The 24,299-nt window shown below is 61.5% G+C and carries 23 protein-coding genes; 17 read left to right on the forward strand and 6 right to left on the reverse strand.

Going from position 1 to position 24,299, the window contains the following annotated elements; genetic code table 11:
- The first annotated feature begins 249 nt into the window (after positions 1 to 249).
- Positions 250 to 1,224, forward strand: a complete 975-nt coding sequence (locus tag JNK74_12720) for a prepilin-type N-terminal cleavage/methylation domain-containing protein (protein ID MBL7647041.1) — start codon at positions 250 to 252, stop codon at positions 1,222 to 1,224.
- A 260-nt stretch (positions 1,225 to 1,484) separates the two neighbouring features.
- Here the strand turns inward: JNK74_12720 and JNK74_12725 are convergent, their stop codons facing one another.
- Positions 1,485 to 3,971: a hypothetical protein gene (locus JNK74_12725; GenBank protein ID MBL7647042.1), complete on the reverse strand. Its 2,487-nt coding sequence runs from the start codon at positions 3,969 to 3,971 to the stop codon at positions 1,485 to 1,487.
- A 307-nt stretch (positions 3,972 to 4,278) separates the two neighbouring features.
- Here JNK74_12725 and JNK74_12730 point away from each other — a divergent pair, with 307 nt between their 5' ends.
- The gene (locus JNK74_12730) at positions 4,279 to 4,536 is read left to right on the forward strand and encodes a DUF4160 domain-containing protein (protein MBL7647043.1); all 258 of its coding nucleotides are present in this window, start codon (positions 4,279 to 4,281) and stop codon (positions 4,534 to 4,536) included.
- 3 nt (positions 4,537 to 4,539) lie between these two features.
- On the forward strand, positions 4,540 to 4,785 hold the full coding sequence (locus JNK74_12735) for a DUF2442 domain-containing protein (protein MBL7647044.1): 246 nt from the start codon (positions 4,540 to 4,542) through the stop codon (positions 4,783 to 4,785).
- A gap of 205 nt (positions 4,786 to 4,990) precedes the next feature.
- Here the strand turns inward: JNK74_12735 and JNK74_12740 are convergent, their stop codons facing one another.
- Positions 4,991 to 6,511 (reverse strand): glycine hydroxymethyltransferase, encoded by a 1,521-nt coding sequence (locus tag JNK74_12740; protein ID MBL7647045.1) that lies wholly within the window; start codon positions 6,509 to 6,511, stop codon positions 4,991 to 4,993.
- 300 nt (positions 6,512 to 6,811) lie between these two features.
- Between JNK74_12740 and JNK74_12745 the strand changes: the two genes are divergently transcribed.
- Positions 6,812 to 9,184, forward strand: a complete 2,373-nt coding sequence (locus JNK74_12745; protein ID MBL7647046.1) for a hypothetical protein — start codon at positions 6,812 to 6,814, stop codon at positions 9,182 to 9,184.
- 526 nt (positions 9,185 to 9,710) lie between these two features.
- On the opposite strand, the gene JNK74_12750 is transcribed toward JNK74_12745, so the two are convergent.
- The 3 genes from JNK74_12750 to JNK74_12760 all read right to left on the reverse strand — a co-directional run bounded on the left by JNK74_12750 (position 9,711) and on the right by JNK74_12760 (position 11,135).
- Positions 9,711 to 10,031 (reverse strand): YbjQ family protein, encoded by a 321-nt coding sequence (locus JNK74_12750; protein ID MBL7647047.1) that lies wholly within the window; start codon positions 10,029 to 10,031, stop codon positions 9,711 to 9,713.
- Complete coding sequence (locus JNK74_12755) at positions 10,028 to 10,474, reverse strand: zf-HC2 domain-containing protein (GenBank protein MBL7647048.1); 447 nt, start codon at positions 10,472 to 10,474, stop codon at positions 10,028 to 10,030. Before JNK74_12755 ends, JNK74_12750 begins: the two co-directional genes overlap by 4 nt.
- Positions 10,475 to 10,550: 76 nt before the next feature.
- Positions 10,551 to 11,135 carry an RNA polymerase sigma factor gene (locus JNK74_12760; protein MBL7647049.1) on the reverse strand — a complete coding sequence of 195 codons (585 nt, stop codon included), beginning with the start codon at positions 11,133 to 11,135 and terminating at the stop codon, positions 10,551 to 10,553.
- 364 nt (positions 11,136 to 11,499) lie between these two features.
- On the opposite strand from JNK74_12760, the gene JNK74_12765 reads away from it, so the two are divergent.
- The 11 genes from JNK74_12765 (at position 11,500) to JNK74_12815 (ending at position 19,979) form a co-directional block, all read left to right on the forward strand.
- Positions 11,500 to 12,096, forward strand: a complete 597-nt coding sequence (locus JNK74_12765; GenBank protein ID MBL7647050.1) for a hypothetical protein — start codon at positions 11,500 to 11,502, stop codon at positions 12,094 to 12,096.
- Positions 12,097 to 12,124: 28 nt separating this feature from the next.
- Positions 12,125 to 13,468 carry a signal recognition particle protein gene (gene ffh, locus JNK74_12770; protein ID MBL7647051.1) on the forward strand — a complete coding sequence of 448 codons (1,344 nt, stop codon included), beginning with the start codon at positions 12,125 to 12,127 and terminating at the stop codon, positions 13,466 to 13,468.
- 110 nt (positions 13,469 to 13,578) lie between these two features.
- On the forward strand, positions 13,579 to 13,989 hold the full coding sequence (gene rpsP / locus JNK74_12775) for a 30S ribosomal protein S16 (GenBank protein MBL7647052.1): 411 nt from the start codon (positions 13,579 to 13,581) through the stop codon (positions 13,987 to 13,989).
- Between the two features lie 6 nt (positions 13,990 to 13,995).
- Positions 13,996 to 14,226 carry a KH domain-containing protein gene (locus JNK74_12780; protein MBL7647053.1) on the forward strand — a complete coding sequence of 77 codons (231 nt, stop codon included), beginning with the start codon at positions 13,996 to 13,998 and terminating at the stop codon, positions 14,224 to 14,226.
- 17 nt (positions 14,227 to 14,243) lie between these two features.
- Positions 14,244 to 14,765 (forward strand): PRC-barrel domain-containing protein, encoded by a 522-nt coding sequence (locus tag JNK74_12785; GenBank protein MBL7647054.1) that lies wholly within the window; start codon positions 14,244 to 14,246, stop codon positions 14,763 to 14,765.
- 20 nt (positions 14,766 to 14,785) lie between these two features.
- The gene (gene trmD, locus JNK74_12790; GenBank protein ID MBL7647055.1) at positions 14,786 to 15,532 is read left to right on the forward strand and encodes a tRNA (guanosine(37)-N1)-methyltransferase TrmD; all 747 of its coding nucleotides are present in this window, start codon (positions 14,786 to 14,788) and stop codon (positions 15,530 to 15,532) included.
- Position 15,533: 1 nt separating this feature from the next.
- Entirely contained in the window at positions 15,534 to 15,902 is a 369-nt protein-coding gene (gene rplS, locus JNK74_12795; GenBank protein MBL7647056.1) for a 50S ribosomal protein L19, read from the forward strand.
- A gap of 330 nt (positions 15,903 to 16,232) precedes the next feature.
- Positions 16,233 to 16,895 (forward strand): ribonuclease HII, encoded by a 663-nt coding sequence (locus JNK74_12800; protein ID MBL7647057.1) that lies wholly within the window; start codon positions 16,233 to 16,235, stop codon positions 16,893 to 16,895.
- Between the two features lie 24 nt (positions 16,896 to 16,919).
- Positions 16,920 to 18,620 (forward strand): tetratricopeptide repeat protein, encoded by a 1,701-nt coding sequence (locus JNK74_12805; protein MBL7647058.1) that lies wholly within the window; start codon positions 16,920 to 16,922, stop codon positions 18,618 to 18,620.
- Positions 18,621 to 18,674: 54 nt separating this feature from the next.
- The gene (locus JNK74_12810) at positions 18,675 to 19,169 is read left to right on the forward strand and encodes a DUF3592 domain-containing protein (protein ID MBL7647059.1); all 495 of its coding nucleotides are present in this window, start codon (positions 18,675 to 18,677) and stop codon (positions 19,167 to 19,169) included.
- A 36-nt stretch (positions 19,170 to 19,205) separates the two neighbouring features.
- Positions 19,206 to 19,979: a hypothetical protein gene (locus tag JNK74_12815; protein MBL7647060.1), complete on the forward strand. Its 774-nt coding sequence runs from the start codon at positions 19,206 to 19,208 to the stop codon at positions 19,977 to 19,979.
- Between the two features lie 82 nt (positions 19,980 to 20,061).
- On the opposite strand, the gene aspS is transcribed toward JNK74_12815, so the two are convergent.
- A complete protein-coding gene (gene aspS, locus JNK74_12820) occupies positions 20,062 to 21,846 on the reverse strand; it encodes an aspartate--tRNA ligase (GenBank protein ID MBL7647061.1) in 1,785 nt (594 codons plus the stop codon).
- A 372-nt stretch (positions 21,847 to 22,218) separates the two neighbouring features.
- Between aspS and JNK74_12825 the strand changes: the two genes are divergently transcribed.
- Positions 22,219 to 23,313, forward strand: coding sequence for a DUF4838 domain-containing protein (locus tag JNK74_12825; protein MBL7647062.1), 1,095 nt, complete (start codon positions 22,219 to 22,221; stop codon positions 23,311 to 23,313).
- The gene (locus JNK74_12830; GenBank protein MBL7647063.1) at positions 23,310 to 23,945 is read left to right on the forward strand and encodes a carbohydrate-binding family 9-like protein; all 636 of its coding nucleotides are present in this window, start codon (positions 23,310 to 23,312) and stop codon (positions 23,943 to 23,945) included. Before JNK74_12825 ends, JNK74_12830 begins: the two co-directional genes overlap by 4 nt.
- The last annotated feature ends 354 nt before the right edge of the window (positions 23,946 to 24,299 follow it).

Here is a 24,299-nt window from a genome sequence, read left to right on the forward strand (position 1 = left end):
CGTGAAAGCGTCAAGTCGCGGCAGGCTTCGTGTCGCCTGTCGGCAGGACCAGCCTACGCGAAAGATGGACCGGGCCTCAAGATCGGACCATGCAACGCCATTGCTGGTAGAGCGGCGGCAATCTATATAGTCCCGATGTTACGAGATGAAACTTTATTGAAAATTGCATTGAGAAATGGATAGTATATGATCCGGATGTTCTGTATAATAAACCTATGTTTTCGTGCTTCGGCAAGAGAGATTCAGAAAATGAAAAAGAATAATGGTTTCACCCTGATCGAGCTGCTGGTGGTTATCGCTATCATCGGTATCCTGGCGGCCATTCTGCTGCCCGCACTGGCCCGGGCCCGGGAAGCGGCCCGCCGTGCGAGTTGCCAGAACAACCTTAAGCAGCTTGGCCTCGTGTTCAAGATGTACGCCAACGAGTCCGACGGGGAAATATACCCCAACATCGCCCTGGGCGGCATCGATACCGCGACCGGCACCCGGGCCGGTGCCTTCGACGCGGGCCCCTTCCCCCCCCAGATCTACCCCGAGTACCTGTCGGATCCCGGTACTCTTCTCTGCCCGTCCACGGCGGACCTGACGACGGCCGAGGCCGCCATGAAGGATGCCAGCGGAAACTGGTGCCTCCACTACGGCAGCACGGGCTTTCGAAACTGCGCCCGCGGCGTGGACACGAGCTATCAGTACTTCGGGTGGCTGCTGGACCGCAACGATGTGGACGATCCTCAGGTGGCCATCAGCGCCGTTCCCACCCTCGCCATGGCGGCGTCGGCCTACGGCGCGGATACGACCAAACCGGTGCCCGTCCAATGGGCCTGGGTAATGAACAACTTCTTTGCAACGTTCTTGCCGTACTGGGGTGGCGCGCCGATGCCGCTGGGTCCCCTGGCGGGGATCAACAAGGACGTCGACGTCTCCTCTACGGCGCCGGGCAACGGCTCCGGCGGCGGCAACAGCATCCTGCGCCTGCGCGAGGGCGTGGAACGCTTCGTAATTACGGACATCAACAACCCCGGCGCAAGTGCCAAAGGCCAGTCGAACATCTACGTTATGTTTGACGGCATCTCCATCCACCCCCGCGCGTACAACCACATCCCCGGTGGTTCCAATGTGCTGTACATGGACGGACACGTGAACTTTATCAAGTATTCCCCGACGGGCGAGCAGCCGCTGAATGAACCCGTGGGCACGTTGATCGGGATCTACACGAAATTCTGAGGGAGCGGCCTGTCAAGATGAATGGCGGACTTCGGTCCGCCATTTTCTTTAAGAGGCGTCCTCGACAGTCAACGTATCACTTCAAGCGTGCCACGCGATCCGGCAACGCCGGTTCGTGTGCCCGCGGCGAGGTGATCCTGGAACCAGCGTTAACGTGAACGGCCCTTTTGTGTCACGCACAATGTATTGCGGTCGATCATCTGACGTCCGCAAGAAATAGATCAGCCCTTCGCCCCCAGCCCACAATACACCCCGTCGCACTACTCCAGCGAAAACCGCAACCACCGCACCTTCCGCGCGTCCCCCGGCGTGTCGAAGGGCAGTGTGTAGGTGATCTCCCACGTCTTTGTCGCCTGATCGAAATCGGTTTGCCAGAAATCCTTGCCGTGGACCGATTGATCCACAACTACCCAAGCCAAGCCGTCCTCGCTGATCTCCAGTGTCGGCGTCGCATGCGTTGAGAGCCCGGTAAAGGTCACCGGCACGAATCCCAGGCCGCCTTCGATGCGCAATTCTGCCCTGTTGTCCAGGGTGCGCACCCGCGTGGGACGGGCGAGCTCCGCCGAGCCCACAGTCACCTCCACGGTCAAGTCGTTTCCCTTCGCTTCGCGCTCGATCATGCGCCAGGTGTTCGCATGCTGCGCAAGCGCGGCTTTCAGTGCCTCGTTGGGCCCGTAGTACTCCTCCGCTTTCTCCGCCACCACCACATGCTCCACTACCGCCTCGACAAAGTCGCCCGGAAGCAACTGCGTCACCGTCGGCGGCGGGAGAATGTCGATCAGCGAGGTATCCGCGCCGCGCACGTGCGCGCCCCGCTCCGCCGCCCAGGGCTGCGCCGGCTCGCCGCCGAGTTGCGCCTTCCACTCGCGGAGGATAATGCCGCGATTCGCGTTGTTCGGCAGGTCTTCGGGAATATGGTGGTAATCCACTTCGTGCATGGAGAACCAGGGCGTGCGCCCCGTGACCTCGAAGGGCTCGGTGCGATAGCGGTCGCCACCCCATTGGGTGTCCCATTCTTTTACGAGGCCATTCTCGTTGCCCCAGGCGAACTTTCGTTCCGAGGTGTAGCTGTAGTCATCGCCGCCGCACTGGAACAACACGATGCGCGAGAAATCCACCGGCTGGCGCACATCGTGGCGGAAGCGGTAGATGCCCCGGGTGATATCGTCGCTGCGGTAGAGGCTCACGGTCGCGCGCGTGTCGATCTTGCCGTCGTAACTCTGGCCCCCATAGGTCACTTCGGTCAGGTTCGGCCCCACGCGCCGATACTGGGTGCGCATGCGGCTGTTCCACTGTTTATTACGCTCTTTGTCGTAATAGACCAGGAAATCCGCGCCGCCCACATTCACGCCGAAGCCCCACTGGAGCGAGTTCTCCCGAAAGCCGCGCACCATAAGCGGACGCGTGTCCAATACCGCTCCACCGATCTGCGTCTGGTCCGGCTCGAAGCAGAGCTGCTCGCCCCACGAACCCATGGCCGCCTGATCCCAGAGCTGGTTCGCGCCCCAGCCCACCAGGCTGAGTTGGGCGTGGGACGCGGCGGGCGCGCCGCCCCAATGGGCGTTGACGCTCGTGTACTCCAAATCCACGGAGCTTTTCGGGGGTACTTCGATCATGGTGAAGCCGTGGTACCAGCCGCCCTCGAAACGCTGCGGAGCTTCCGCACGCTGGTGCCAGTTCTTCGAAATCTGCACGGGAATCCCCGTGGGATTACCCGCCAAGTCGCGGATCATGGGGGAGATACCCACGATGCCAAAGACCCCCGTGGCCTTATCTTTCTCGAAGAGCAGGCGGGCAACGCGCGGAGTATCGCCGTTGTTCGTCAGCGACAGCGCCACCCGTTCCATTCGATCAAAGTTCATCGGGTCCTTGTTATTGCCTTCAATGTCATTGCGCAGGCCCACGCGATGCCAGCCGTGGGCAGCGTCGTACGTGGTCGTCAACGCCGCCTCCTGTGGCGCGAATTGCTTCGATGTGATCGTGATCCCGCCACGCTCTGATGCCACTGCATCGAGCGCAGCGGCGCCCGCCGCCGCTACGGGATAGACCGCAAGGCCCAAGGCGCGTTCCGCACCCGCTTCCAAGGCCGACACCTCCGCGCGAAGCGTTATCCGGCCCGAAGCGGGCTCCGTGCGGATCGACGTGCCCTCGGTGACGGGCAAAAGCACATAGCCCGCGCCCTGCGATGATAGCAGCGCCCGCGCCTCGCCATTCGAAGAAAGCTGGTGATATACGTCCTCCAGATCCAGCGTCATTTCGAGGCTGCCTTTTTCGATGGTCGACTCCGAAACCACGCGCAAGACGAACGACACCCGATCCGGCCACGAGCTGATCTCCAGGCCGCTCTTCTTCGAGATCGCGGGCGCTTCCGCGCTCCACTTGAGATCCTCGATCCAGCGTCGTTGAAAAAAGCGCCCACTGTCCACCAGATGGGCATGCTCCACTTCCGGGATGACATTCTCCACCAGCGGCGTCTCGCCCGGGGCGTTGTCCCGCGTCGCCCGCGTCCCCGCGCCCGTGAGGGCAAGCTCCGTGCCGTCCACGGTGACCTTGATTCCCAGCGACGCGGTATTCGCGCCGAAGAGTTCTTCATTCGGCTGCATCAAGGCCGCTTCCTGCGACAACGGCGCGGCCAGCGGATGGAGGTGCGTCAAGAGCATGTTGTTCAGGTCATACGACAGCGCATAGTGGTTCGTCTGAATGCTGAAGACCATCCGGGGATCACGTACGCCATAATTGAACCACATGTAAGAGTAGTCCGCGGGCGGTGTGGGGATCGGGGCTGCGGGAGTTGGGACGGAACACAAGATGACCAAAGAAAAGGCAGTCACCTTCAAGAATATTGCAAGTCGGGATCCAGTATTTGGTCGCATTTGGATTAAGTTCCAGTGTGGTTGTCGAATCGCACCAAAAATGCGATAATCTAGGCGTTGAAATTAGATTGTAACGAAACACCCTGCGAAACCGTGAGTCGAACGGATCGTCGATGGGCCTGAAGCGCGACTTCCATTATTGTGATTCACTTCCCCGACTATCAGATAGGGACTCATAGACTTGCCAATCTTGAGCCGCTTCTACGGTATCGCAGTTTATATGTATTGGAACGATCATGCGCCGCCGCATTTTCATGCGAAGTATCAGGGCGACGAGGTTACCGTCGAGATTCTGACGGGAGATATTACGGGCAGCATGTCACGTAGAGCCTTGGCTATGATTGAAGAGTGGCGGGTTTTACACCAAAACGAGCTGGAAGAAAACTGGGAGCGGTCAACCAACAAGCGAGCGCTTCTCGGCATTGCGCCATTGGAGTAAGCCATGTTTCTGCACGTGACCGAAGCGAAATATCTGCACGACCACACGATCTGGCTGCGCTTCAATGACGGCGCGCAAGGGGAAATCGACCTCGGGGGTGAGTTGGAGGGCGAAGTCTTCGGTCCATTGGCGGATCTGGAGCAATTTCGGCGTTTCCGCGTGGACCCGGAACTGAACACCATCGTCTGGGAGAATGGGGCGGATTTTGCCCCGGAATTTCTCCATGAAAACATGACCGTTTTCGCATAAGCGTGCCATCGACTTAACCTGATTGCACTTTGATCGTCCTACCGGAATCGGAACCACAAAGAACGCAAAGAGCACAGAGAAAGAAGAACATTCTTTGTGCTCTTTGGGTTCTTTGTGGTTTCAAAATCCTTTTCCTCCTCCAACAAAAACGCCCTCGGATCGTGATGCAATCCGGGGGCGACATAATTCGTTGATGTGTGGGAAATTACTTCCCGAAGTGTTCCTGCAAAAACGCTAAATCCAACTGCGGATACACCGGGAATCGATCCAGCAGCGCCTTCACCATCCCACGGGCTTCATCGCGCACCTTCGCATCCAGCGTGTGGAGGCGCTTGCTGGGTTCGCCGGCGTTGGGGCCCGAGGTGAGCACTGCGGCCTGGGTGCCGCTGATGACCAACTTGATGATCGTCGCGATTTCTTTCATCTCATCCGGGCCCATGCCGAGCGTGGTCGTCGCGGGCGTGCCGATGCGGAGGCCGCTGGTGATGAGGGGGCCGTTGGGGTCGTTCGGCAGGGAGTTGTAGTTCAGCGTGATGCCGCATTCACGGAGCGCGCCGGCCGCCTGGCGTCCTGTGAGACCACAGCTCGTGCGCACGTCGATGAGCATGAGGTGGTTGTCCGTGCCGCCGGTGGCGAGGGTGAGGCCCTCGTCAATGCAGGCGGCTGCGAGGGCCTTCGCGTTGGAGGCGATCTTCTTCGCGTAGTCCTTGAACTCGGGCTTGTTGGACTCGGTGAAGGCGATGGCCTTGGCCGCCATGACGTGGGGGAGGGGGCCACCGATGACGAGGGGGCAGCCCTTGTCCACGTATTCCGCGAATTCCTTCTTGCACAGCACGATGCCGCCGCGCGGTCCGCGCAGGGTCTTGTGGGTGGTGGAAGTCACGACGTGCGCGTGGGCGATGGGATTGAAGTCGCCTTCAAACACGCCGCCCGCCACGAGGCCCGCGAAGTGGGCCATGTCCACCATGAGCACCGCGCCCACGCTGTCGGCGATGGCGCGCATGCGTTTGAAATCAATGGTGCGGGGATAGGCGCTGTAGCCCGCGAGGAGGATGAGGGGCTTGATTTCCTTGGCCTGGGCTTCGATCGCGTCGTAGTTCAGCAATCCATTCGCGGGGTCGACCGCGTAGCTGTAGGCGTCGAACATCTTGGCGGACAGATTGCGGCGATAGCCGTGGGTCAGGTGGCCGCCGGAGTAGTAGTCCATGCCCAGCAGACGCTGATTGCCCAGGGCCGCGCGCACCTTGCTCCAGTCTTCCTGGGAGAGTTTGGAAGGATCCTTCGAGCCGAGCGCTTCCAGCTCGGGCACTTCCACCTTCGCCGTGAGAATGGCCCAGAAGGCGATCATGTTCGCGTCCGCGCCGGAGTGGGGCTGGACATAGGCATGTTCCGCGCCGAAAAGTTTGCAGGCCTGCTCGCAGGCGTAGGCCTCCACCGCGTCCACGTTGTCGCAGCCTTCATAGAAGCGCTGGCCGGCGAAGCCTTCGGCGTATTTATCGGTCAGCAGATTACCCATGGCGAGCTGGGTGCTCAGTGAGCAGTAGTTCTCGCTGGCGATCAGCTTCAGGTAGGCGCGCTGATCGGCCAGTTCCTGCACGATGGCGGCGGAAATCTGCGGGGCGACTTTGGCCGTCTCGGCAAGGTTGGCGATATAGCCCAGAAAGCCGGTATCGATGGATTCGGGGGCCGTTTTCGACAAATAGGCGGTGAGAGCGGGATGGGACACGGGGGGCTTCCTTTGGTTTGGGGGTCAGAGGCGCTATGGTACCGCGTTTTGGGGCGCAAGTTAAAGTCCCGGTGGCGGGCCGACGCGATACTGGACCGTTGAGAGTTGAGCCGCCGCAGGTGGAACAGTGGTCGCTGTGCTATGGGTGGTGGACTTTCAGACCGATCAGACCGATCCGACTGATCGGGCCGAACCGATCCGTCTGATCAGTCTGATCCGTCTGATGACTCCCCGCGATGGGCGGTTTGCTTTTATCCGGGCCACGCGATATCGTATGCCGAGCCGTCGAGGAACCCCAGCATGTCTGAAGCCCGTTCTACAGAACTCCGACTCTATTGCCTTTGCGGGCAGAAGATGAAAATCACGAGCAACATGCTTGGCAAGCCCGGAAAATGCGTGGCCTGCCGACAGAAGATCCGCATTCCGTCGCGGGAAGAACTGCCCGAGGGCACCCACACCCTGTACCTCAAGGATCACCCCGAATACCTGCGGGCATCTCAGCGCGACGTCATTGCCCTGCCGGAGCCCGTCAGCGAAACGAATTCCGAGGCGGAAGGGGACGATGTCGTGCTTTCGGGCGAAGCGGACGACCTTGCGCCGGTGCCCTTCGTGCTCTATGAGCCCCTCGGGCGGCTGTGCAACTATGAAGCCAAGGTCAACGCCCAGTTGGCCGATCTGCGGGGCGGCAAGGCGTCGGAACTCGACCAGACGACCTTGATGAGTTACCGGGGGCTGGCGCGAAAAGCCCGCCAGACGCTCGAAAAGAAGATGCGCGACGAACTGATCGACGTGGCGTCCGAGTTGCAGTCCCTCCGGGAGGGGCTGGCCCGCGAGACGGCCGCGCTCCGCGGAGCGGAAACGGATTACCCCGAGTTCAGCAAGCGCGTCCTTCCCCTTCGCAAACGGCGCGAGGTCCTGGCCTGTCGCCACCAGAATCTGCGCGGCTGGCTTTCCACGGAAGATCCCCACATGGCCGGGGGGCACGCCGATGTGGCGCTGGCCGATGTGCCCGTGGATTCCATCGACGCCCCATTCCCCCTGGCGCGCGAGCTGGACAGCCTGCCGATCGAGCATTCCGTGCTCAAGTTGGAAGAGGCCCTCCGGCAACGGGAAAAGGCAGACCGGCGCCTGAACGAGCTGCACCGGGCCAATCTCGATGGGAAAATACCGGCTGAGGAGATGAAGGCGCAGCGCGCGGACACGGACGCCGAGCGCGAGCGGGCCAGGACGGGGGTGGCCTTTTATCGCGCCCGTCTCCAGCAGGTGATACAGGATTGTGAAGAAGATTCCAGCGCCATCCAGGCCCACCTGGACTTGAAGCGCCGCCAGCTTGAATCCGGCGCGATAACGAAAGCGGCCTACGAGGTTCTCGAAGAGTCCCTGTTTCGGGCGCAACTGGACATCAAGCGCGCCCGCAACCTGGCGACTCGGGCGTTGAACGCCAATACCATATCCGATGTGCCCAATCCCCGGGGCACCTTCCTCGAGCGCCTGGCGCGCCCCGGCACCCAGCAGCGGGGTCTCGGCGTCGATTCCTGGCTCGGCTGGCTCGGCAGCGCGCTGTTGCTTTCGGTGATCTTCGTCCCCCTGGGCGACAATGTGCCCGGCGGCAATCCGGCCGTTTTTCAGGGCTTGACGCTGGGCCTTTTCGTCGGTGGGGCATTTCTGGGCCTTTCGGTCACCCTCGCAGCGCGCGGTCCCAGGGCCCTGGCGCTGGGCGCCATGTGGCTGATTCTGACCCTCGCCGGTGCCGCCTATTTTCAGTACGAGTTGGGCGCGGTAGGGCCCGCAGGGTCGACCCTTCGTGCCGGAGAGCCCTGGTGGGCTTCCCTGGGCGGACAGATGCTGTTGTGCGGTTGGGGTGTGGCGGCAATCGCGGTGTTGGTTTCCTACGCGGCCCTTCCCGGACTCCGCTGGATGGGACCGGTGCTGGTCGCCGCCGGTACGGCGCTTGCCCTGGGAATTCTAAACGATTACGCGGGCTATCTTCGCGCACTCCCCGTCCTCGAAGCCGTCACTATGGAGCCCGACGCCGCGTCCGGCGCCTACGCGGTGACCGTCCCCCTTCGCAACCGGGGTAATCGCGCTTTCTGGCTTGGGGGTGACCGGGTCAGCGTTCCCCGGGCATCGGACTACGTCATGGAACTCCAGGGTCCGGATAATGCCTGGATCGATGCCGGCGCGCCCCCGGGTGTCACCGTGGGCGAGGTCAACTCCGGGATCAACCTCGACGTTGGTGTCCCCGTGGCTGCGGGCAGCCAGGTGGCCGTGCACCACCAGCTCGTTCCCGGCACCTACCGCGTCCAGTTTCGACCGGAATGGGGAGACGGGACCGTACTGGAGCAGACCTTCCAGTTGGAGCCCTTCGCGGTGGATCTGGAAACCTTCTTCCCCCCGGAAGGCGAGGGAACTGGGAGCGCAACCACGTCGGGTTCCGGCGTCATGGTGGAATTGCGCGGCGTAGTGGACGGCGAAGCTTCCCAGCCGAAGTTTTCCCTCATTATCACGCAGCCGGACGGCACCGAGCGGCGCGAGCAGTTCGTGCTGGGCGATAAGCTCCACGGGGAGTGGAGCATCAGCGAGTTCAACCCCGCCCACAACACCATGACTCTGTCGGACGGCAAGCGCCTGCTCATCGTGGAGCGTGGAAAGCCCGAAGAAATTCCAAAGTGATTCGTGGTGGACCGCGGGGCAGAAAGGTTCAGCGGAAGTTAATGATTCACCAAAGCGAACGCGACATCGGGAGCGCGGGTTTTCTTACCCGCGTTTCGTGCGACTCCGTCGTACGAATATCACGGACTGGAAAGTCCGTGCTCCCGCAGGGCAATTAAATCACAGACTCTCAGCAGACCCAACTTCACCACGCTGTCAGTGCCCGTATCTATGGTACAGGGCGTACGAAAGACAAAACAGGAAAACGATCCAAGCAGGACGTCGCCACCAAACCGTGCTCGGGTTGAGAGCAGTCAGGCTGGACGGGGCGGTGGGCTTGGCAACGCGAAGAGAGTTTATCGCCATTCCTGCGTACAACGACACCAATAGGATGACAACAACGGCACCATTCGATCTACCAATGAAGAATAAAGACGAAAGTGCGCCGACGATTATAGAACCTGCGGCAACGTTGCGCAGCGTGTTATCCGATACAGGTTTCAGCATTGCACGGCCCCCTTCAGGTAGTGCTCGAACGCTCCACGATCTATACGTCTTCCAGGCGCACGGCGGTGCCGTAAACCAGGATTTCCGCCGCGCCGGGGGTGATGTGGACCGTGGTGAAGCGGACGGCCAGGACGGCATTCGCGCCGATTCGCTCCGCGGCATCCATCATGCGGTCCAGGGCCTGTTCGCGGGATTCGGCGAGCATCTTGGAGTACTCGGGGATCTCGCCGCCCACCAGGTTGCGCAGAAATGCGAGGATATCCTTGCCGAGGTGCTTGCCGCGCACGGTGCTTCCCCGGACGAGGCCGAGGGTCTCGACAATTCTCTTGCCATGCACATCGGGCGTAGTGGCGACGATCAACGGTGTATCTCCCTGGTATAGCGGTCAGTCTTGAGGTTTTCCAGCCGCTGGCGCAGCACGGAAACAAACAAGATTGCCAGACCGGCGACTGGCGTCGCAAGCATCAGCTTGAGCACCGCTGAGGTCCACGGTTCCATGACGAACACGTAGGCCCCGAAGACAGCCAGGCCGAGCACGCCGAAAACGAACACCACCCACCCGGTTTTACGTTCGAGCCGGTTGTATACGTTGTCGAGGAACTCGTCCCAGGTTTCCTCAGGCAGATCGTCCGCGGCGAAGGCCGCCGACGTTCCCCAGAAGAGTCGCTTCATCGTGTCCAGCTCCCGCTGGCACCTTGGGCACTCTTCCAGATGGGCCTCCAGCTCGGCCCGGACTTCGGGCTCCAGTTCGTTGTCCAGATAGCCGGAAATCAACACGCGGAATTCTTCATCGCTCCGGCTCATGGCGTCACCTCCCGACGGGTTGGGGCCATGGGTTCCCGCGCTGCGGGTTGATGTTTTCGGGTAAAGCTGTTCATGATCAGACTGCGGCGGCCTCCTGGTTGAGCGATTCCATGATCGTGCGCAATTTCTTGCGGGCGCCGTGCAATCGCGACATTACGGTACCCTGGGGAATTTCGAGCGACGCCGCGATTTCGCCATAGGACAGCTCCATGAAATGGCGGAGGCGGAGTATCTCCTGTTGTTCGGGCGTCAACTCATCCATCGCGCGCTGGATATGCTTGAGCAGTTCCACGCGCGACGCGCTGTCGTCCGGAGTCAGAGCCGGGTCGTGGGCGTCAAAGCCACTTTCCATCATCTCATTGAGAGACGACTCCCCCCGGCGCTTCTTCTTTTTCAGATGGTTCAGGCTCGTGTTGCGCACGATCCGGTGCAGCCACGGGTAGAAGGGCATGGATAAGTCGAAACGCTTCATGGCCTTAAAGGCTTTCACGAAAGCATCTTGCGACAGCTCCAAGGCGTCGTCCCGGTTGCCGACAAGGCTATAGGCGGCGGCATAGGCGCGCCGTTGATAGGCCCGAACCAATTGCCCGAAGGCCCTGCGGTCACCGCGCGCGGCGGCCGCAATCACTTCGGTTTCGTTGTGAATCGATTGCTCCATCATAATGATCGTAGTACCCCTGTCCCGCCGGTTTATTCACCCGTTATGCTACTGTTTTGGGCCGGGCGTTGCAACTTGTTGCAGAGCGCGATCTTAGGGGAGGGAAGTTGGAGTCCGCAGCCAGGAAGAATGGGTCGTTATGGGTCTTATGGGTCGTATAGGTCGGTATGAAATTGTCACTGCCCTACTCGTCGGACCCATACGACCCGTCGGACCCATAAGACGTCCGACTCGGCTCCTCCAATTTCGCACGTTCACCGGTTGATTGACCGTCCCGCCCCATGCTATACTTCCCGACCGGTCACAGGTGTGATCTGTCTATTGGCAACGTTCCCAAAGGCTTCCGGCCGAAGAGTCATGCATACACGTGTTTAATCAGGCGTTCTATTCCAAAGTTGAGGGTATCCTCGCCGCGCTGCGCAGCGCCGAGACGGTCACCATGGCCGTGCTGGGTCGCTGCCTTTCCGCGTTGGAAGCCTGCCTGGTGGAAGCCGAAGTGAACGCGGGCTGCATTCGCCATATTACAGACACCACGCTGGATCGCTTTGCGGCGGAGCCCGCCATGAGTGGTTGCGGGCTTGCGCGACAACTCCGCTCCCTGCTGAGCGAGACTCCTGGACTTCACAGCGACGGAATTCATCACGATGCCTGGCAGGACGCCACCCTTTCGGCCCCCGCGACATCTCGCTGGGATATGAAAGAGTTGGACAACAGTATAGCAGGATTTAACCTGGCCTCCCTCAGCCGCCTGCGGCGAGCTTTGGGCCTGGCGAGCGAGCGCCGCCTTTTGGGCGCCGTCGACCTTCGCCGCAGCCGCCGCTTTGAGGCCTGTGGCAAGATGCAGAGTGCCGACCGGCATGATGCGCGTATAGATGGTGAGCAGATCAACCGCCTGATCCGGTATCTGGGCTGGGGCGAACCCGGCACGGATCCGCATGGAGGCCGGCCCGCAGTCCTCGGTTAGGGCGCGGTAACGGATAGAGCGTGGCGTTATGTTTGAAAGTCTTTCCAAAAAGCTAGAATCCGCCTTCAAGAATATTCGCGGTCAGGGTCGCCTGACGGAAGCGAACATGGAAGAGGCCCTGAAGGAGATCCGCCTGGCCCTCCTGGAGGCTGACGTCAACTTCAAGGTGGTGAAGAAGTTTATCGATGAAGTGAAGGAGGCGGCGGTCGGCGAGAAGGTGCTCGACAGCATCGCGCCGGGACAGCAGATTGTCAAGATCGTTCACGACGAACTCGTCAAGATCATGGGTACCTCCGGTGCGCCCCTGAAAATGGCGGACAAGGCGCCGACGATCATCATGCTGGTGGGCCTTCAGGGCCAGGGCAAGACGACGACGGCCGGCAAGCTGGCCCTGCAGTTGAAGAAAAAAGGACGCAAGCCCCTGCTGGTCGGCGCGGACGTGTACCGTCCCGCGGCCATCAAGCAGTTGGAAGTGGTGGCGGAGCAGGCGGGCGCGGAATTCTTCAGCCTCGGCGAGAAGGCGGATCCGGTGGATACCTGCCTGATGGCCCGAGGCGAAGCCCAGATGCGCGGTTGCGACGTGATTATTCTGGACACGGCGGGCCGTCTCCACGTGGACACGGCGATGATGGACGAAGTGCGCCGGATCCAGACGCAGGTGACGCCCCACGAAATCCTTTTCGTGGCCAACGCCATGACCGGCCAGGACGCGGTGAACTCCGCGAAGCAGTTCCATGATGCCCTGCCCCTTACGGGTGTGATTCTTACCCAGATGGATGGCGACGCCCGTGGTGGCGCGGCCATCAGCCTGATTGAAGTCACCGGTTGCCCGGTGAAGTTCGTGGGTACCGGCGAAAAGCTGGATGCGCTGGACACCTTCCATCCGCGCCGCATGGCCGACCAGATTCTGGGCATGGGCGACGTGGTGTCGCTGGTGGAAAAGGCGCAGGAGGTGGTGGACAAGGAGCAGGCGGTTGCCTTCCAGAAGAAGATCAAAAAAGGCACGATGGATCTGGAGGACTACCTTGCCCAGATGCGCCAGGTGCGCAAGATGGGCTCGGTGGGCGATCTGATGAAGAAGATTCCCGGCATGAGCAAAGTAATGGGCTCCAAGCCGGAAATGATGGAGGGTGCGGAGGAGGAGATGAAGTACATCGAGGCCATTATCCTCTCGATGACCATCAAAGAGCGGCAGCATCCCAAGATTATCAACGGGAGCCGCCGTCGGCGCATCGCCGTGGGCAGTGGAACCTCCATCCAGGAGGTGAACCGGCTCCTCAAAGATTTTGACAAGATGAAGAAGATGATGAAGCGGATCATGGGCGGTGTCGGCGGCAAACGCATTCGCGGCGCCGGTCCCCGTTTCCGCTGATCCGATTGACGAATTCCATACCCAGTTAGAAACTGTTTTGATGAAGAGCCGGCGGCATCGTCCGGCCTTCGGTACCGGGTGGTGAGACCATCCGAACAAAGAGGAATACCATGGCAACCAGCATTCGTTTGCGCCGGGGTGGACGCACCCACAAACCCTACTACCGCATCGTGGTTATCGACTCCCGCCACCGGGATCGCGGTCCCGAGATCGACAGTCTCGGCGTGTACCATCCCTGCGCGCGCCCCGAGCCGATCTCCGAAGTGGACGTTCATAAGACCCTTGAGTGGCTGAACAAAGGCGCCCAGCCTTCCGAGACCGCCAAGAGCCTGCTGCGCAAACTCGGCGTGATGAAACACCACGCCGAAGGTACGAAGCCCGAAGAGACCGTCGTTGCGGTGAAGGGCGGCGTAGTGCCGGATAAGGGTTACAACGCAGCGCCTCCGGTTAAGGAAAAGCCCGCCGCGGTCGAAGCGCCCGCGGAAGAGGCGGCCGAAACCGAAGAAGCGGCGGCGGAATAACCCATCGTGAAAGAGCTTATCGAGTTCATCGCCCGGAAGATGGTGGAACACCCCGACGACGTGCAGGTGCTCGTGGCGGAAGGCGAAGAGAGCCAGAACTATGAACTCCGGGTAAACCCGGAGGACATGGGGCGGATTATCGGCAAGAATGGCCGTACGGCGAAAGCCATCCGCACGCTGGTGAGTTCCGCCGCCGCGAAGACCAACGTCTACGCCAACCTGGAAATCGTTGAGTAGTTCGGGGCGGACCGCCCATGGATGACACGTGGCGCGAAACGGGCCGGGTGCGATCGGTGAATCCGCGCACCCGGGAACTCCGGATAGCGATCCGGCCCGGTCTGGGTTATGTGTTTGCCGGGCTGGATTGGATCCACTTTCAGGAATCGCCCGGCAGGCCGTTGCGTTGCAAGGTGGCTTCGATCAAGAGCGATGAATCGGTGGCGGTGGTGGCGCTCGCGCCCGGCGTGTCCCGCGATATCGTGGGCCGACTGAAGGGCGTGAAGGTGGTGGTGGCCCTGGAGGAATGGCCCGCCCGACCCGGTACGGACTGGCGGCTCGCCGATCTGATCGGCATGGCGGTGGTCCAGCCGTCGGGCGAAGTGCTCGGAACCGTCTGTGAAGTGTACGAAGGCCCCGCCAACGATGCCTTTGCGGTGGCCAGGCCCGACGGAACACGATGCATACTGCCGGCGATTGACGCGGTGATGGTGTCGGTGGACGGCGAAACGGCCACGATTAGTACGGGCGATGTGTCGCCCTTCATCGTGGAAGCGTAGCAACCGGGAGCGGACGAGGAATGCGAATCGATATCCTCACCCTGTTTCCCGAAATGCTGGCGGGCCCCTTGCAGGCCAGCCTGCTCGGGAAGGCCCTCTCGGATGGCCGGATGGAGGTGGCGCTGACGAATATTCGGGATTTTGCCACGGACCGGCACAACACCGTGGACGACAGTCCCTACGGCGGCGGCGCCGGAATGGTGATGAAGTGCGAGCCGCTCTTTGCGGCGGTTGAAAGTTTAAGAACGCGAAATTCCCTGAAGCGGGTCATCCTCATGTCGCCCCGGGGCGAACGCCTTACCCAGGCCAAGGTCCGGGAACTGGCGGTCCAGCCGGATCTGGTGCTGATTTGCGCCCGCTACGAAGGGGTGGACGAACGGGTCTCCCAGGCCCTGGTGACCGAGGAAATTTCCATCGGCGATTATGTGCTCAGCGGGGGCGAATTGCCCGCGCTCGTGCTGGTGGAAGCCATGAGCCGGATGATTCCGGGCGTGATTGGCGACTGGGAGTCGGTGGAGACGGATTCCTTTTACCAGGGAATCCTCGGCCCGCCGCAGTATACCCGCCCGCCCAAGTTTCGAGAATTGGAAGTTCCGGGCGTGTTGCGCGACGGTAATCATGCCGCCATCCGCCGCTGGCGAAGACGGGAAGCCCTCCGGGCCACCCGCGCACGGCGCCCGGATTTATTGATAGATCTTGAGCCTGAAGATAAGAAACTGCTCGCCGAAATCGAGCAAGAAGCTCCGATTTCGGAGAGGGAGAAATAACGTGAACCTGGTAGAAGAAATCAGCAAGAAGCAGATGAAGGCCGCCGGCTCTATCCCCCAGTTCAATGTGGGCGACACGGTAAAAGTTCACTTCCGCATTGTGGAAGGCGAAAAGGAACGCATCCAGGTGTTCGAAGGGGTCGTCATCAGCCGCAAGAGCGGCGAATGCCCCAACGCCACCTTCACGGTCCGTCGCGTCGCTTTCAACGAAGGCGTCGAGCGCGTATTCCCCCTGCACTCGCCCCGCGTCGAAAAGGTGGAAGTGACCCGCGAAGGCCAGGTACGCCGCGCGAAGCTTTACTACCTCCGCGACCGCATGGGCAAGGCCTCCCGCGTCAAGGCGAAGCAGCGCAAGACCGTCGCGAAGTAATTTTCGCCCCGCGGAAAGAGTTATGGAATGCCCGGCGGATGGACACGAGGTCCATCCGCCTTTTTCCGTTTGAAAACGCGACGTCAGGCCTGGATGGGTCGTATGGGTCTTATGGGTCTTATGGGTCTAATGGGTCTTATGGGTCTTATGGGTCGTATGGGTCGTATGGGTCGTATGGGTCGCGAACACTATTCACATTTGCGATACCATGGTTGAGTTCCATCGGTTCCATCGGTTCCATCGGTCCCATCGGTCCCATTGGTCCCATTGGTCCCATAAGACCCATCCCTTCACCATCATGATGCAGGCATCTTCAGGTACCCCCGATTCATGAAACCGATCTCCTCAAACTTCCCGAAGTCCGAGCCCATGCTGGCTTTTGAGCGGGAAGCCGCCGCCCTCGGCTTCAGCCGAATCGCGGGGGTGGACGAAGCCGGCCGTGGGCCTCTTGCGGGTCCTATCGTCGCGGCGGCGGTCATCCTGGCGGAGCCGGTTCCCGGCATCAACGATTCCAAGCAGCTCACCGCCGAGCAGCGCGAGACGTATTTTGAGCAGTTGATGGCTGACGGCCACGCCATCGGACATGCGGTCATCGCATCGGCGGAAATCGACCAATATGGCATTCAGCGCGCCAACTATGGCGCAATGGCGCGGGCGGTTCAGGCGCTCAACCCGACACCGGATTATCTGCTGATCGATGGCTTCGCGGTGCCGGGTCTGGCCCAGCCCCAGCGAAAAATTGTGAAGGGCGACAGCCTCTCCCAGTCTATCGCGGCGGCCAGCGTGATCGCGAAGGTAATTCGGGACCGTCTGATGGTAGAATATGACGAGGCGTACCCGGAGTACGGGTTTGCGCGGCACAAGGGTTACGGCACCCGCGCCCATCTGGATGCGATAGCCCGCTTTGGCCCATGCCCCATACACCGGATGAGTTTCGCGCCGCTGAGCAGGCCGCGGGAGTCCGGCCTCTTGTTTGAAGAACCAGGCAGCTAATTACCGGGAAGGACCCGAAAGAGCATGAGAGAAACCTTCAAGTCTATCGTATGGCTGTGCCTTCTTGCCGGTATCTGCGGCTGTTCCTCCGTGCGGGCCATTGGCCTCGAAAACCTCAATTGGCGCGACGAGAGCGCGCCGGACCCGAAGGCGCAGGCGATCGCCCGCTACATCGAGGCCGTCGTGCTGGCGGGGCAGGGCAAGGAAGACAAGTCCATCGAGGCCCTGTCCAAGATCCCCGAACTTGATCCGGATGCGGTCACGCCGACCATCCAGCTCATCCAGGTCTATCTCAAGCAGGAGAACTACGAGGCGGCCCTCTCCATGTGTGAGAAGGCCGTTAAACAGCAGCCGGACCAGGCCAACCTTTATGTCGTGCTCGGCGAGATCTACCACCGCTTCAAACGCTACGACGAGGCCATGACCGCCCTCCAGACCGCGATCAAGCTGGAGCCGGACAGTGCGCTGGGTTATGGCATGCTGGTGGAGCTGCAGCAGTCGCGCAATGACCTGACCGCCGCGATCGACATCTACGAGCGCCTTATCGAACTGGAGCCGGAGAAGGCCGAGCTCCGCTACGCCCTGGCGCTCGTGCTGATCCGCATCGACGACAAGGAGGGCGCCATTGAAGCCCTCCGCAAGACCCTCGAGCTGGACGGGCGCAACATGCGCGCCCAATACCTCCTCGGCGTCCTCTATCTGGAGACGAACCAGAGCGAAGAATGCATCGCCCAACTCCGCGCCTACATGGATGGGCGCCCGAATGATATGGACGCGGCGGACAACCTCGCCGGGGCCCAGGCCCGTCTCGGCCGCTTCGAGCAGGCCATCGGGCTCTATCAGCGAATCCTGAGTTCCAACCAGGCCCAGCCCCAGCACCACATCGCCTCCATGTATCTCCACCTGCGGGCCAAGCGATTCGGCGAAGTCGCCAAACTTTCCCCGCCCCAGGGCGCGCCCTATTTCGACATGATCTTCCGCGCGCTGGCCGATGAAGAGTCCGGTGCCTCCCCCCAGCTCCTCGTGAAGGCCCTGGACTCGACCGAGGGCGACTTCGACGCCGAGTGCGGCACCTTCCTGAACAATATCCTCTACCTCTTCGGGCGGGAAGACGCCGGGACCTGGCTCCTGGACGCGACCGGGCGACTGGCGGACAAGCACCCGGATTCGCGCATCCTCCAGCTCCTCCGCGCCCGGATTCTGATGAACATGGAACGACACGCGGATGCCCTGCCCATTCTGGACGCGGTCCTCGCCAAGTTCACCCCGGATCAGTGGGTGCACTACTATCTGGCCATCTGCCATGAGGAGTTGGACCATTTTGAGGAAACCGAGCGCCACCTGGCGGCCTACATGCAGTTCATTCCGGACGATCCGGATATCCTGAACTTCCTGGCCTATCTCTACGCCGAGAACGGGGTAAAGCTCGACGAAGCGACCGCCCTGCTGAACAAAGCCATGGCGGCCGATCCCGAGAATCCCTACTATATGGACAGCATGGGCTGGGTGTATTACAAGCAGGGCCGGGGCGCCGAGGCTGTGGATCTCATCCAGAAGGCGATTTACGGCATGGAAACCGATGACGCGGTACTCCGCGACCATCTGGGCGACGCCTATCTCCTGAAGGGCGATGTGACCCGCGCGCGGGAAGAATGGCAGCGGGCGCTCCGGCTCGATCCCGACCTGCCCGGACTCCAGCAGAAACTGGACCAGCACAAGCCCTGACGACCGCGTAGCTTGACCTCACTCCCGTGCTATACTGGAGCCGAGGGCAAGATCGTGGCACTACATCAGCACAGGAAGCACATCCGGACCGGACCGGCGGAGATCGCACTGATTCTCCTGCTGGCCGGTCTTGTTGTATTCGCCGTGAGCGGATCCCTTTCCGTGCCCGGCTCGGACTGGCAGCAGGCCGAGGGCACGGTGCTGTCCATGCACCGGGTGCAAAACGCGAGCAGCGCCCTGGGCACCCCCTACCGGATTCACGTCGCGTATCAGTATCAGGTCGGGGGCACAACCTACACCGACGCCTGGGAGGGGGAGTGGCCCACCAGTCTCAGCCCGAACGCCCTGCCCGAAGCGGAATGGTCGCGTCTGGAAGAGCCGGGCTTTCCGTTGCTGGTGCTCTACGACCCCGAGTTTCCGGGGAGAAACAGCCTGCACGCAACGCAGAACCACTACCCGGTCTGGTGGTTACGCCTTTCTATTGCCGTCTCCGTTTTAGTATTGTGGTGTCTCTTTGCGCTATACCCGCGCTGGAAAGCTCGTCACTAGACCGGATTCGACCCGCGCCAGGAAGCACTACCCGCCATGGGACTCAGGCAGAAACAACGGCACCTCCACTTCGGATTCTGGGAGTACTGCGCCGTCGCCCTCATGGCCCTGACGCTGTGCAGCGCCGTCGTGTGGTGGGTCACGCGGCCCACCGCCGCCTGGGCCGTCGTACCCGGTCGCGTCATCGGGGCCTCCCTCGTGGAGAACACCGACCCCATCAGCGCCGCGCGCCCCGCCATCCGGATTCACTATCGCTTCGTGGTTCAGGGGCGGGTCTTCCAGGGCTCCACCCCGCTGGACCCTCTCGCCCGACTGCGCTACCGCGCCCTGCCGGGCGAAGTGCAAACCCTCCTCTCCCGCAAAGGCTACCACAGCTTCAATGACCTGCCCCCCGAGGTGCGCGAAATCCTGCGGCAGCGGGGCATCAACCGGATTGACGCCGTGCCCGCGCCCCTGCTCGACACGCTGCGGGCCCAGGGCTTCAACAGCGTGCAGGACTTTCCCGACGACGTCCGAGAGATGGTCCGCGCGGGGCAATATGAGCAGGCCGCAGACGCCATGGACGCGGCCTACGCGGAGCGGATGAACGACCTGGCCCACCGGGAATCCCCGCCCGAAGTGCCCAGCGTGGCCGAGCTCACCGAAGGCGGCGTCGTATACGTCCGCTACGATCCCGAGGATCCCCAGAATCACTACATCGTCCGCCTGCCGGTGGTCGAAGGCGCCGGGGGCATTGTCCTTCTCCTGACGGCGAGCGCCCTGCTCGTGGCCTACTGCGGCTTCGTGTACCCGCGGGTCAAGGGCCACTGAGCCGGGTAACGGCCCCCTGAAAACAGCAGCGCCGGACTCCCGAGGGAATCCGGCGCGCGATTATTCACTATCGCAAGAGGGCTTACTTCTTCTCCGGCTCTGGCGGATACTTGATCTGCAGGTGGAGCTCTTCGAGCTGGCCCGGCTTTACCGTGTTCGGCGCGGCCATCAGCAGATCCTGCGCCTTCTGATTCAGCGGGAAGGCGATGACCTCGCGGATGTTCGGCTCGTCGGCCAGCAGCATCACGATGCGGTCCAGGCCGGGCGCGATGCCACCGTGGGGCGGGGCGCCGAAGTGGAAAGCCTTCCACAAGGCCGGGAATTCGTTCTTCACCACATCTTCATTGTATCCGGCGATCTCGAAGGCCTTCAGCATGATGTCCGGACGGTGGTTGCGGATAGCGCCGGAGCTCAGCTCGATGCCGTTGCACACGATGTCGTACTGATAGGCCAGCACGTCCAGCGGGTCCTTCGTCAACAGCGCCTCCATCCCGCCCTGGGGCATGGAGAAGGGGTTGTGGCTGAAGTCCACTTTCTTGTGATCTTCGTTGTACTCGAACATGGGGAAGTCCACGATCCAGCAGAAGGCCGCCAGGGACTTGTCGATGAGTTCGAGCGCCTCGCCCAGATAAGTGCGCACCTTGCCCAGCAGCGCGTTCGTCTCCGCGCGCTTGCCCGCGCCGAAGAAGAGCGCATCGCCCTCCACCGCGCCCATACGCTCCACCAGCGCGGCTTTCTCGCTCTCGCTGAGGAACTTCACGATGGGCCCCTTCATCTCGCCGTCGCGCAGCGCCACCCACGCGAGGCCCTTGGCACCCTGGGTCTTGGCGTACTTCTCCGCGTCGTCGAAGAACTTCCGGGGCTGGTCCGCCGCGCCCTTCGCTTTGATCACCTTCACCGCGCCGCCCGTCTCCACCTGGCTCGCGAAAACCTTCAGCTCGCACTGGCCGAAAAGGTCCGTGCAATCCACCATCTCCAGGCCAAAGCGGATATCCGGTTTGTCGTTGCCGTACTTCTCCATCGACTCCAGGTAGGGGATGCGCGGGAACACTTCGGAGACGATTTTCTTGTTCGACAGTTCCTTGAAGATCGTGCAGAGCAGCCCTTCAAGCTGGGCGAAGATCTCGTCCTGCGTCACGAAGGACATCTCGATATCGATCTGATAGAACTCGCCGGGACTGCGGTCCGCCCGGGAGTCCTCATCACGGAAACAGGGCGCGATCTGGAAATAACGGTCGAAGCCCGAAACCATCAGCAACTGCTTGAACTGCTGCGGCGCCTGAGGCAGGGCGTAGAAATGGCCGGGGTAATGGCGGCTCGGCACCAGATAGTCCCGCGCACCTTCCGGCGAGGAGCTGGTGAGGATCGGCGTGTGGAACTCCGTGAAGCCATGGTCCGTCATGTACTTCCGCACCAGCGCCGCCGTCTTGGAGCGCAGCAGGATGTTGCTGTGCAGGCGCTCCCGGCGCAGATCCAGGAAGCGGTGCTCCAGGCGCATTTCCTCCGGCGAATCCAGCTCCTGGTTCACCGGGAAGGGCAGGATGTCCGAAAGAGACTCCACAATAAGCTCGCGGGCGATAATTTCGATTTCGCCCGTGACCATGTTCGGATTCACCGCCTCCGGCGCGCGCAGGATCACTTCGCCCGTCACCGTCAGCACGCTCTCATTCCGCGAACGCTCCGCATCGGGAAAGCAGGGGCTGTCCGGATTAATAACAATCTGCGTCAGCCCGTAATGGTCGCGGAGATCAATGAAAATAACACCGCCGTGATCGCGCTTGCGGTGGACCCAGCCGGAAAGGCGGACCTTCTCGCCAGCCTGTTCCTTGCGCAATACGCCGCACGTGTGAGTTCTGAAGGGATGCATGGGGGCCTCGCATATACAAAAAAAGGGGGAAAACCGTGAAATTGGGAGCCAATAGGATACAAGGCAGGGGCGGATTGGGTCAAATTTTGGGCGGCGGGGGCAAATCCATGAGAACGTTTCGCTGCGTGAAGTTGACCACGCCCGGTATCGTGGCGGCGGGGTCCACAGCAGTCTGAAAGTCGGGGAAAATACCTCAAAACTGGAAGCCTAACCCACGTTGATGCGCGAAGCGGGTTTAGCAGTCCACTCGAAAGCCTGAGCGCCGGAGGATGACATCCTTGCGCTCCACGCGGTACCGTAGTGCGCAGTCCAACGCCGGGGGCAGCCCGGCAATCTATACACCGCTGGATTTTCACAAAGGCCAAGGATTCCATGCCGAACCATCTCAATCGCCGAACCTTCCTCGCCGCCATCCCCGTGATTTCGCCCGCGCTGCTCGCCGCCGAGGCAAAGGCGGAAGCCACAACGACGCCCACCAAGACCCCGCCGCGTCCCACGCGCGGCATCGTGCTCTATCCCTTTGATCTCACACTCACCGACTGGCCCGAGCGTTGTCACCGCGCGGGCATCACCACCATCGCGCTTCACGCCGCCATCCGCCTTGATGTGCTCATCGATTTCGTCCAGAGTGACGCGGGCCAGGACTTCCTCGAACGGTGCAATAAGTTGGACATCGCGGTGGAGTATGAATTGCATGCCATGGGCGAGTTGCTCTCGCGTGAGTACTTTCACAAAGACCCGACCCTCTTTCGCATGGACGAGACCGGGCGGCGTGTGGTCGATGCGAACTGCAACCCCTTTTCCAGCGCGGCCCTCGACATCATCGCGGAGCGGGCCGTGCGCATCGCGAAGATTCTTCGCCCGACGACCCACCGTTACTTCTACTGGCCCGACGACGGCGCCAAGTGGGACTACAGCCCCGAGGCGAAGGAACTCAATGCGAGCGATCAGGCGCTGCTTGTCGAAAATCACATACTCCGGGCGCTCCGGCGCGAGGTGGACCCCCAGGCCATGCTCTCCCACATCAGCTACCACAGCACCCTCGCCGCGCCGAAATACGTGAAACCCGAGGAAGGTATCTTCCTCGAATTCGCCCCGCTCCAGCGCGACTACACGAAGTCCATCGCCGATCGCGACGCCGCCACCAGCCGGCCCAACGACCAGCACCCCGACCCCGCCACCAACGGCGGCTATCTCGATATCCTCAAGGAAAACATGGTCCGCTTCGGCGCGGACACTACCCAGGTGCTGGAGTACTGGCTCGACGTATCCAAGTTCTCCAATTGGAACCGTCCCGCTGTCAAGCTGCCCTGGAACAGCGAAGTCTTCCAGGCCGACATCACCGCCTATCGCGCCTTCGGCGTGAAGCATATCTCCACCTTCGCCACCTACATCGACGCCGACTACCTCCGCCTCCACGGCGACCCCCAAGCCCAGCTCGACGAATACGGAAAGGCACTGCAATGAAACGAGGGATTTTTTGCGCACTCGTGGCGGGCGCATGCGTCGCCGCAAACGCGAGCGAGACCATCACCGACTTCACCTACCCCTGGGCCGACAAACCCGCGCCCCGCACCGAGGTGAAGGCCCACACGGCGGACGACGCGCTCCACTTCACCTTCACCGTCGAAGACGCCGACATCGTCGTCACCGAACAATGGAACGGCGAGAACACCCTCGACGGCGAAGATCGCGTCGAAGTCTTCTTCGCGAAAGACGAGCGCCTCGCCGAGTACTGGTGCATCGAGATCGACAGCCAGGGCCGCGTACACGACTACAAAGCCAGCCACTACCGCAAATTCGACAACACCTGGAACTGCCCCGGCCTCAAGACCACCGCCGAGCGGACGAAGGACGGCTACAAGGTAAAAGCCACCATCCCTCTCGCTACCCTCAGCGAACTCCTCGGCCAGCCGGTGAAAGAAGGCGTGCAACTCCGCCTCGGCCTCTTCCGCGCCGAATTCTACGGCACCAACCCCGCCACCCACGGCGAAGCCAACGACAACTGGATAAGCTGGGTTCGGCCGGACGCCACGAAGCCGGATTTCCACGTGCCGAGTGCGTTCAGGCTGTGGGAGGTGCCGGGCACGGGGGAGTAAGGGGGCGGTTTGCACCTCTCGACTCCAGCGGGTATCCTTTGAGGGAATCTGGCACCCTAGTGTTCAGGGTGCCATCTGCCTTCCGGGAGTCTTCATGAATAATTTCGGTACGAAAGTGAGTTTTATCTGGTCTGTGGCGGACCTGCTTCGGGGGCCTTCGTTAAGAAAGTCCCCCGCGAGTCTCAGGGCGTATGGATATCCCAATTGCGACTCTATCCCGAATACACTTATGGAATCGGGGTTCCAATACCGCCGCCGGAAGAGCAGCACGAGATAGTTAGTTTCTGTGTCGAATAGCCGTTTCTGGCGCATCCTTCGGAGTTTTTCTCATTCCTAGTTCAGTGTAGCTCTTCT

The organism is Candidatus Hydrogenedentota bacterium, from assembly GCA_016791475.1.
Classification (GTDB): Bacteria; Hydrogenedentota; Hydrogenedentia; order Hydrogenedentales; family JAEUWI01; genus JAEUWI01.

Excerpts from the sequence above, each read along its gene's own strand:
- JNK74_12720 (MBL7647041.1), top strand. The coding sequence starts at position 250 with ATGAAAAAGAATAATGGTTTCACCCTGATCGAGCTGCTGGTGGTTATC.
- JNK74_12725 (MBL7647042.1), bottom strand. The coding sequence starts at position 3,971 with ATGTGGTTCAATTATGGCGTACGTGATCCCCGGATGGTCTTCAGCATT.
- JNK74_12735 (MBL7647044.1), top strand. The coding sequence starts at position 4,540 with ATGTTTCTGCACGTGACCGAAGCGAAATATCTGCACGACCACACGATC.
- JNK74_12745 (MBL7647046.1), top strand. The coding sequence starts at position 6,812 with ATGTCTGAAGCCCGTTCTACAGAACTCCGACTCTATTGCCTTTGCGGG.
- JNK74_12755 (MBL7647048.1), bottom strand. The coding sequence starts at position 10,474 with ATGAGCCGGAGCGATGAAGAATTCCGCGTGTTGATTTCCGGCTATCTG.
- JNK74_12760 (MBL7647049.1), bottom strand. The coding sequence starts at position 11,135 with ATGATGGAGCAATCGATTCACAACGAAACCGAAGTGATTGCGGCCGCC.
- ffh (MBL7647051.1), top strand. The coding sequence starts at position 12,125 with ATGTTTGAAAGTCTTTCCAAAAAGCTAGAATCCGCCTTCAAGAATATT.
- rpsP (MBL7647052.1), top strand. The coding sequence starts at position 13,579 with ATGGCAACCAGCATTCGTTTGCGCCGGGGTGGACGCACCCACAAACCC.
- JNK74_12785 (MBL7647054.1), top strand. The coding sequence starts at position 14,244 with ATGGATGACACGTGGCGCGAAACGGGCCGGGTGCGATCGGTGAATCCG.
- trmD (MBL7647055.1), top strand. The coding sequence starts at position 14,786 with ATGCGAATCGATATCCTCACCCTGTTTCCCGAAATGCTGGCGGGCCCC.
- JNK74_12800 (MBL7647057.1), top strand. The coding sequence starts at position 16,233 with ATGAAACCGATCTCCTCAAACTTCCCGAAGTCCGAGCCCATGCTGGCT.
- JNK74_12805 (MBL7647058.1), top strand. The coding sequence starts at position 16,920 with ATGAGAGAAACCTTCAAGTCTATCGTATGGCTGTGCCTTCTTGCCGGT.
- JNK74_12815 (MBL7647060.1), top strand. The coding sequence starts at position 19,206 with ATGGGACTCAGGCAGAAACAACGGCACCTCCACTTCGGATTCTGGGAG.
- aspS (MBL7647061.1), bottom strand. The coding sequence starts at position 21,846 with ATGCATCCCTTCAGAACTCACACGTGCGGCGTATTGCGCAAGGAACAG.
- JNK74_12825 (MBL7647062.1), top strand. The coding sequence starts at position 22,219 with ATGCCGAACCATCTCAATCGCCGAACCTTCCTCGCCGCCATCCCCGTG.
- JNK74_12830 (MBL7647063.1), top strand. The coding sequence starts at position 23,310 with ATGAAACGAGGGATTTTTTGCGCACTCGTGGCGGGCGCATGCGTCGCC.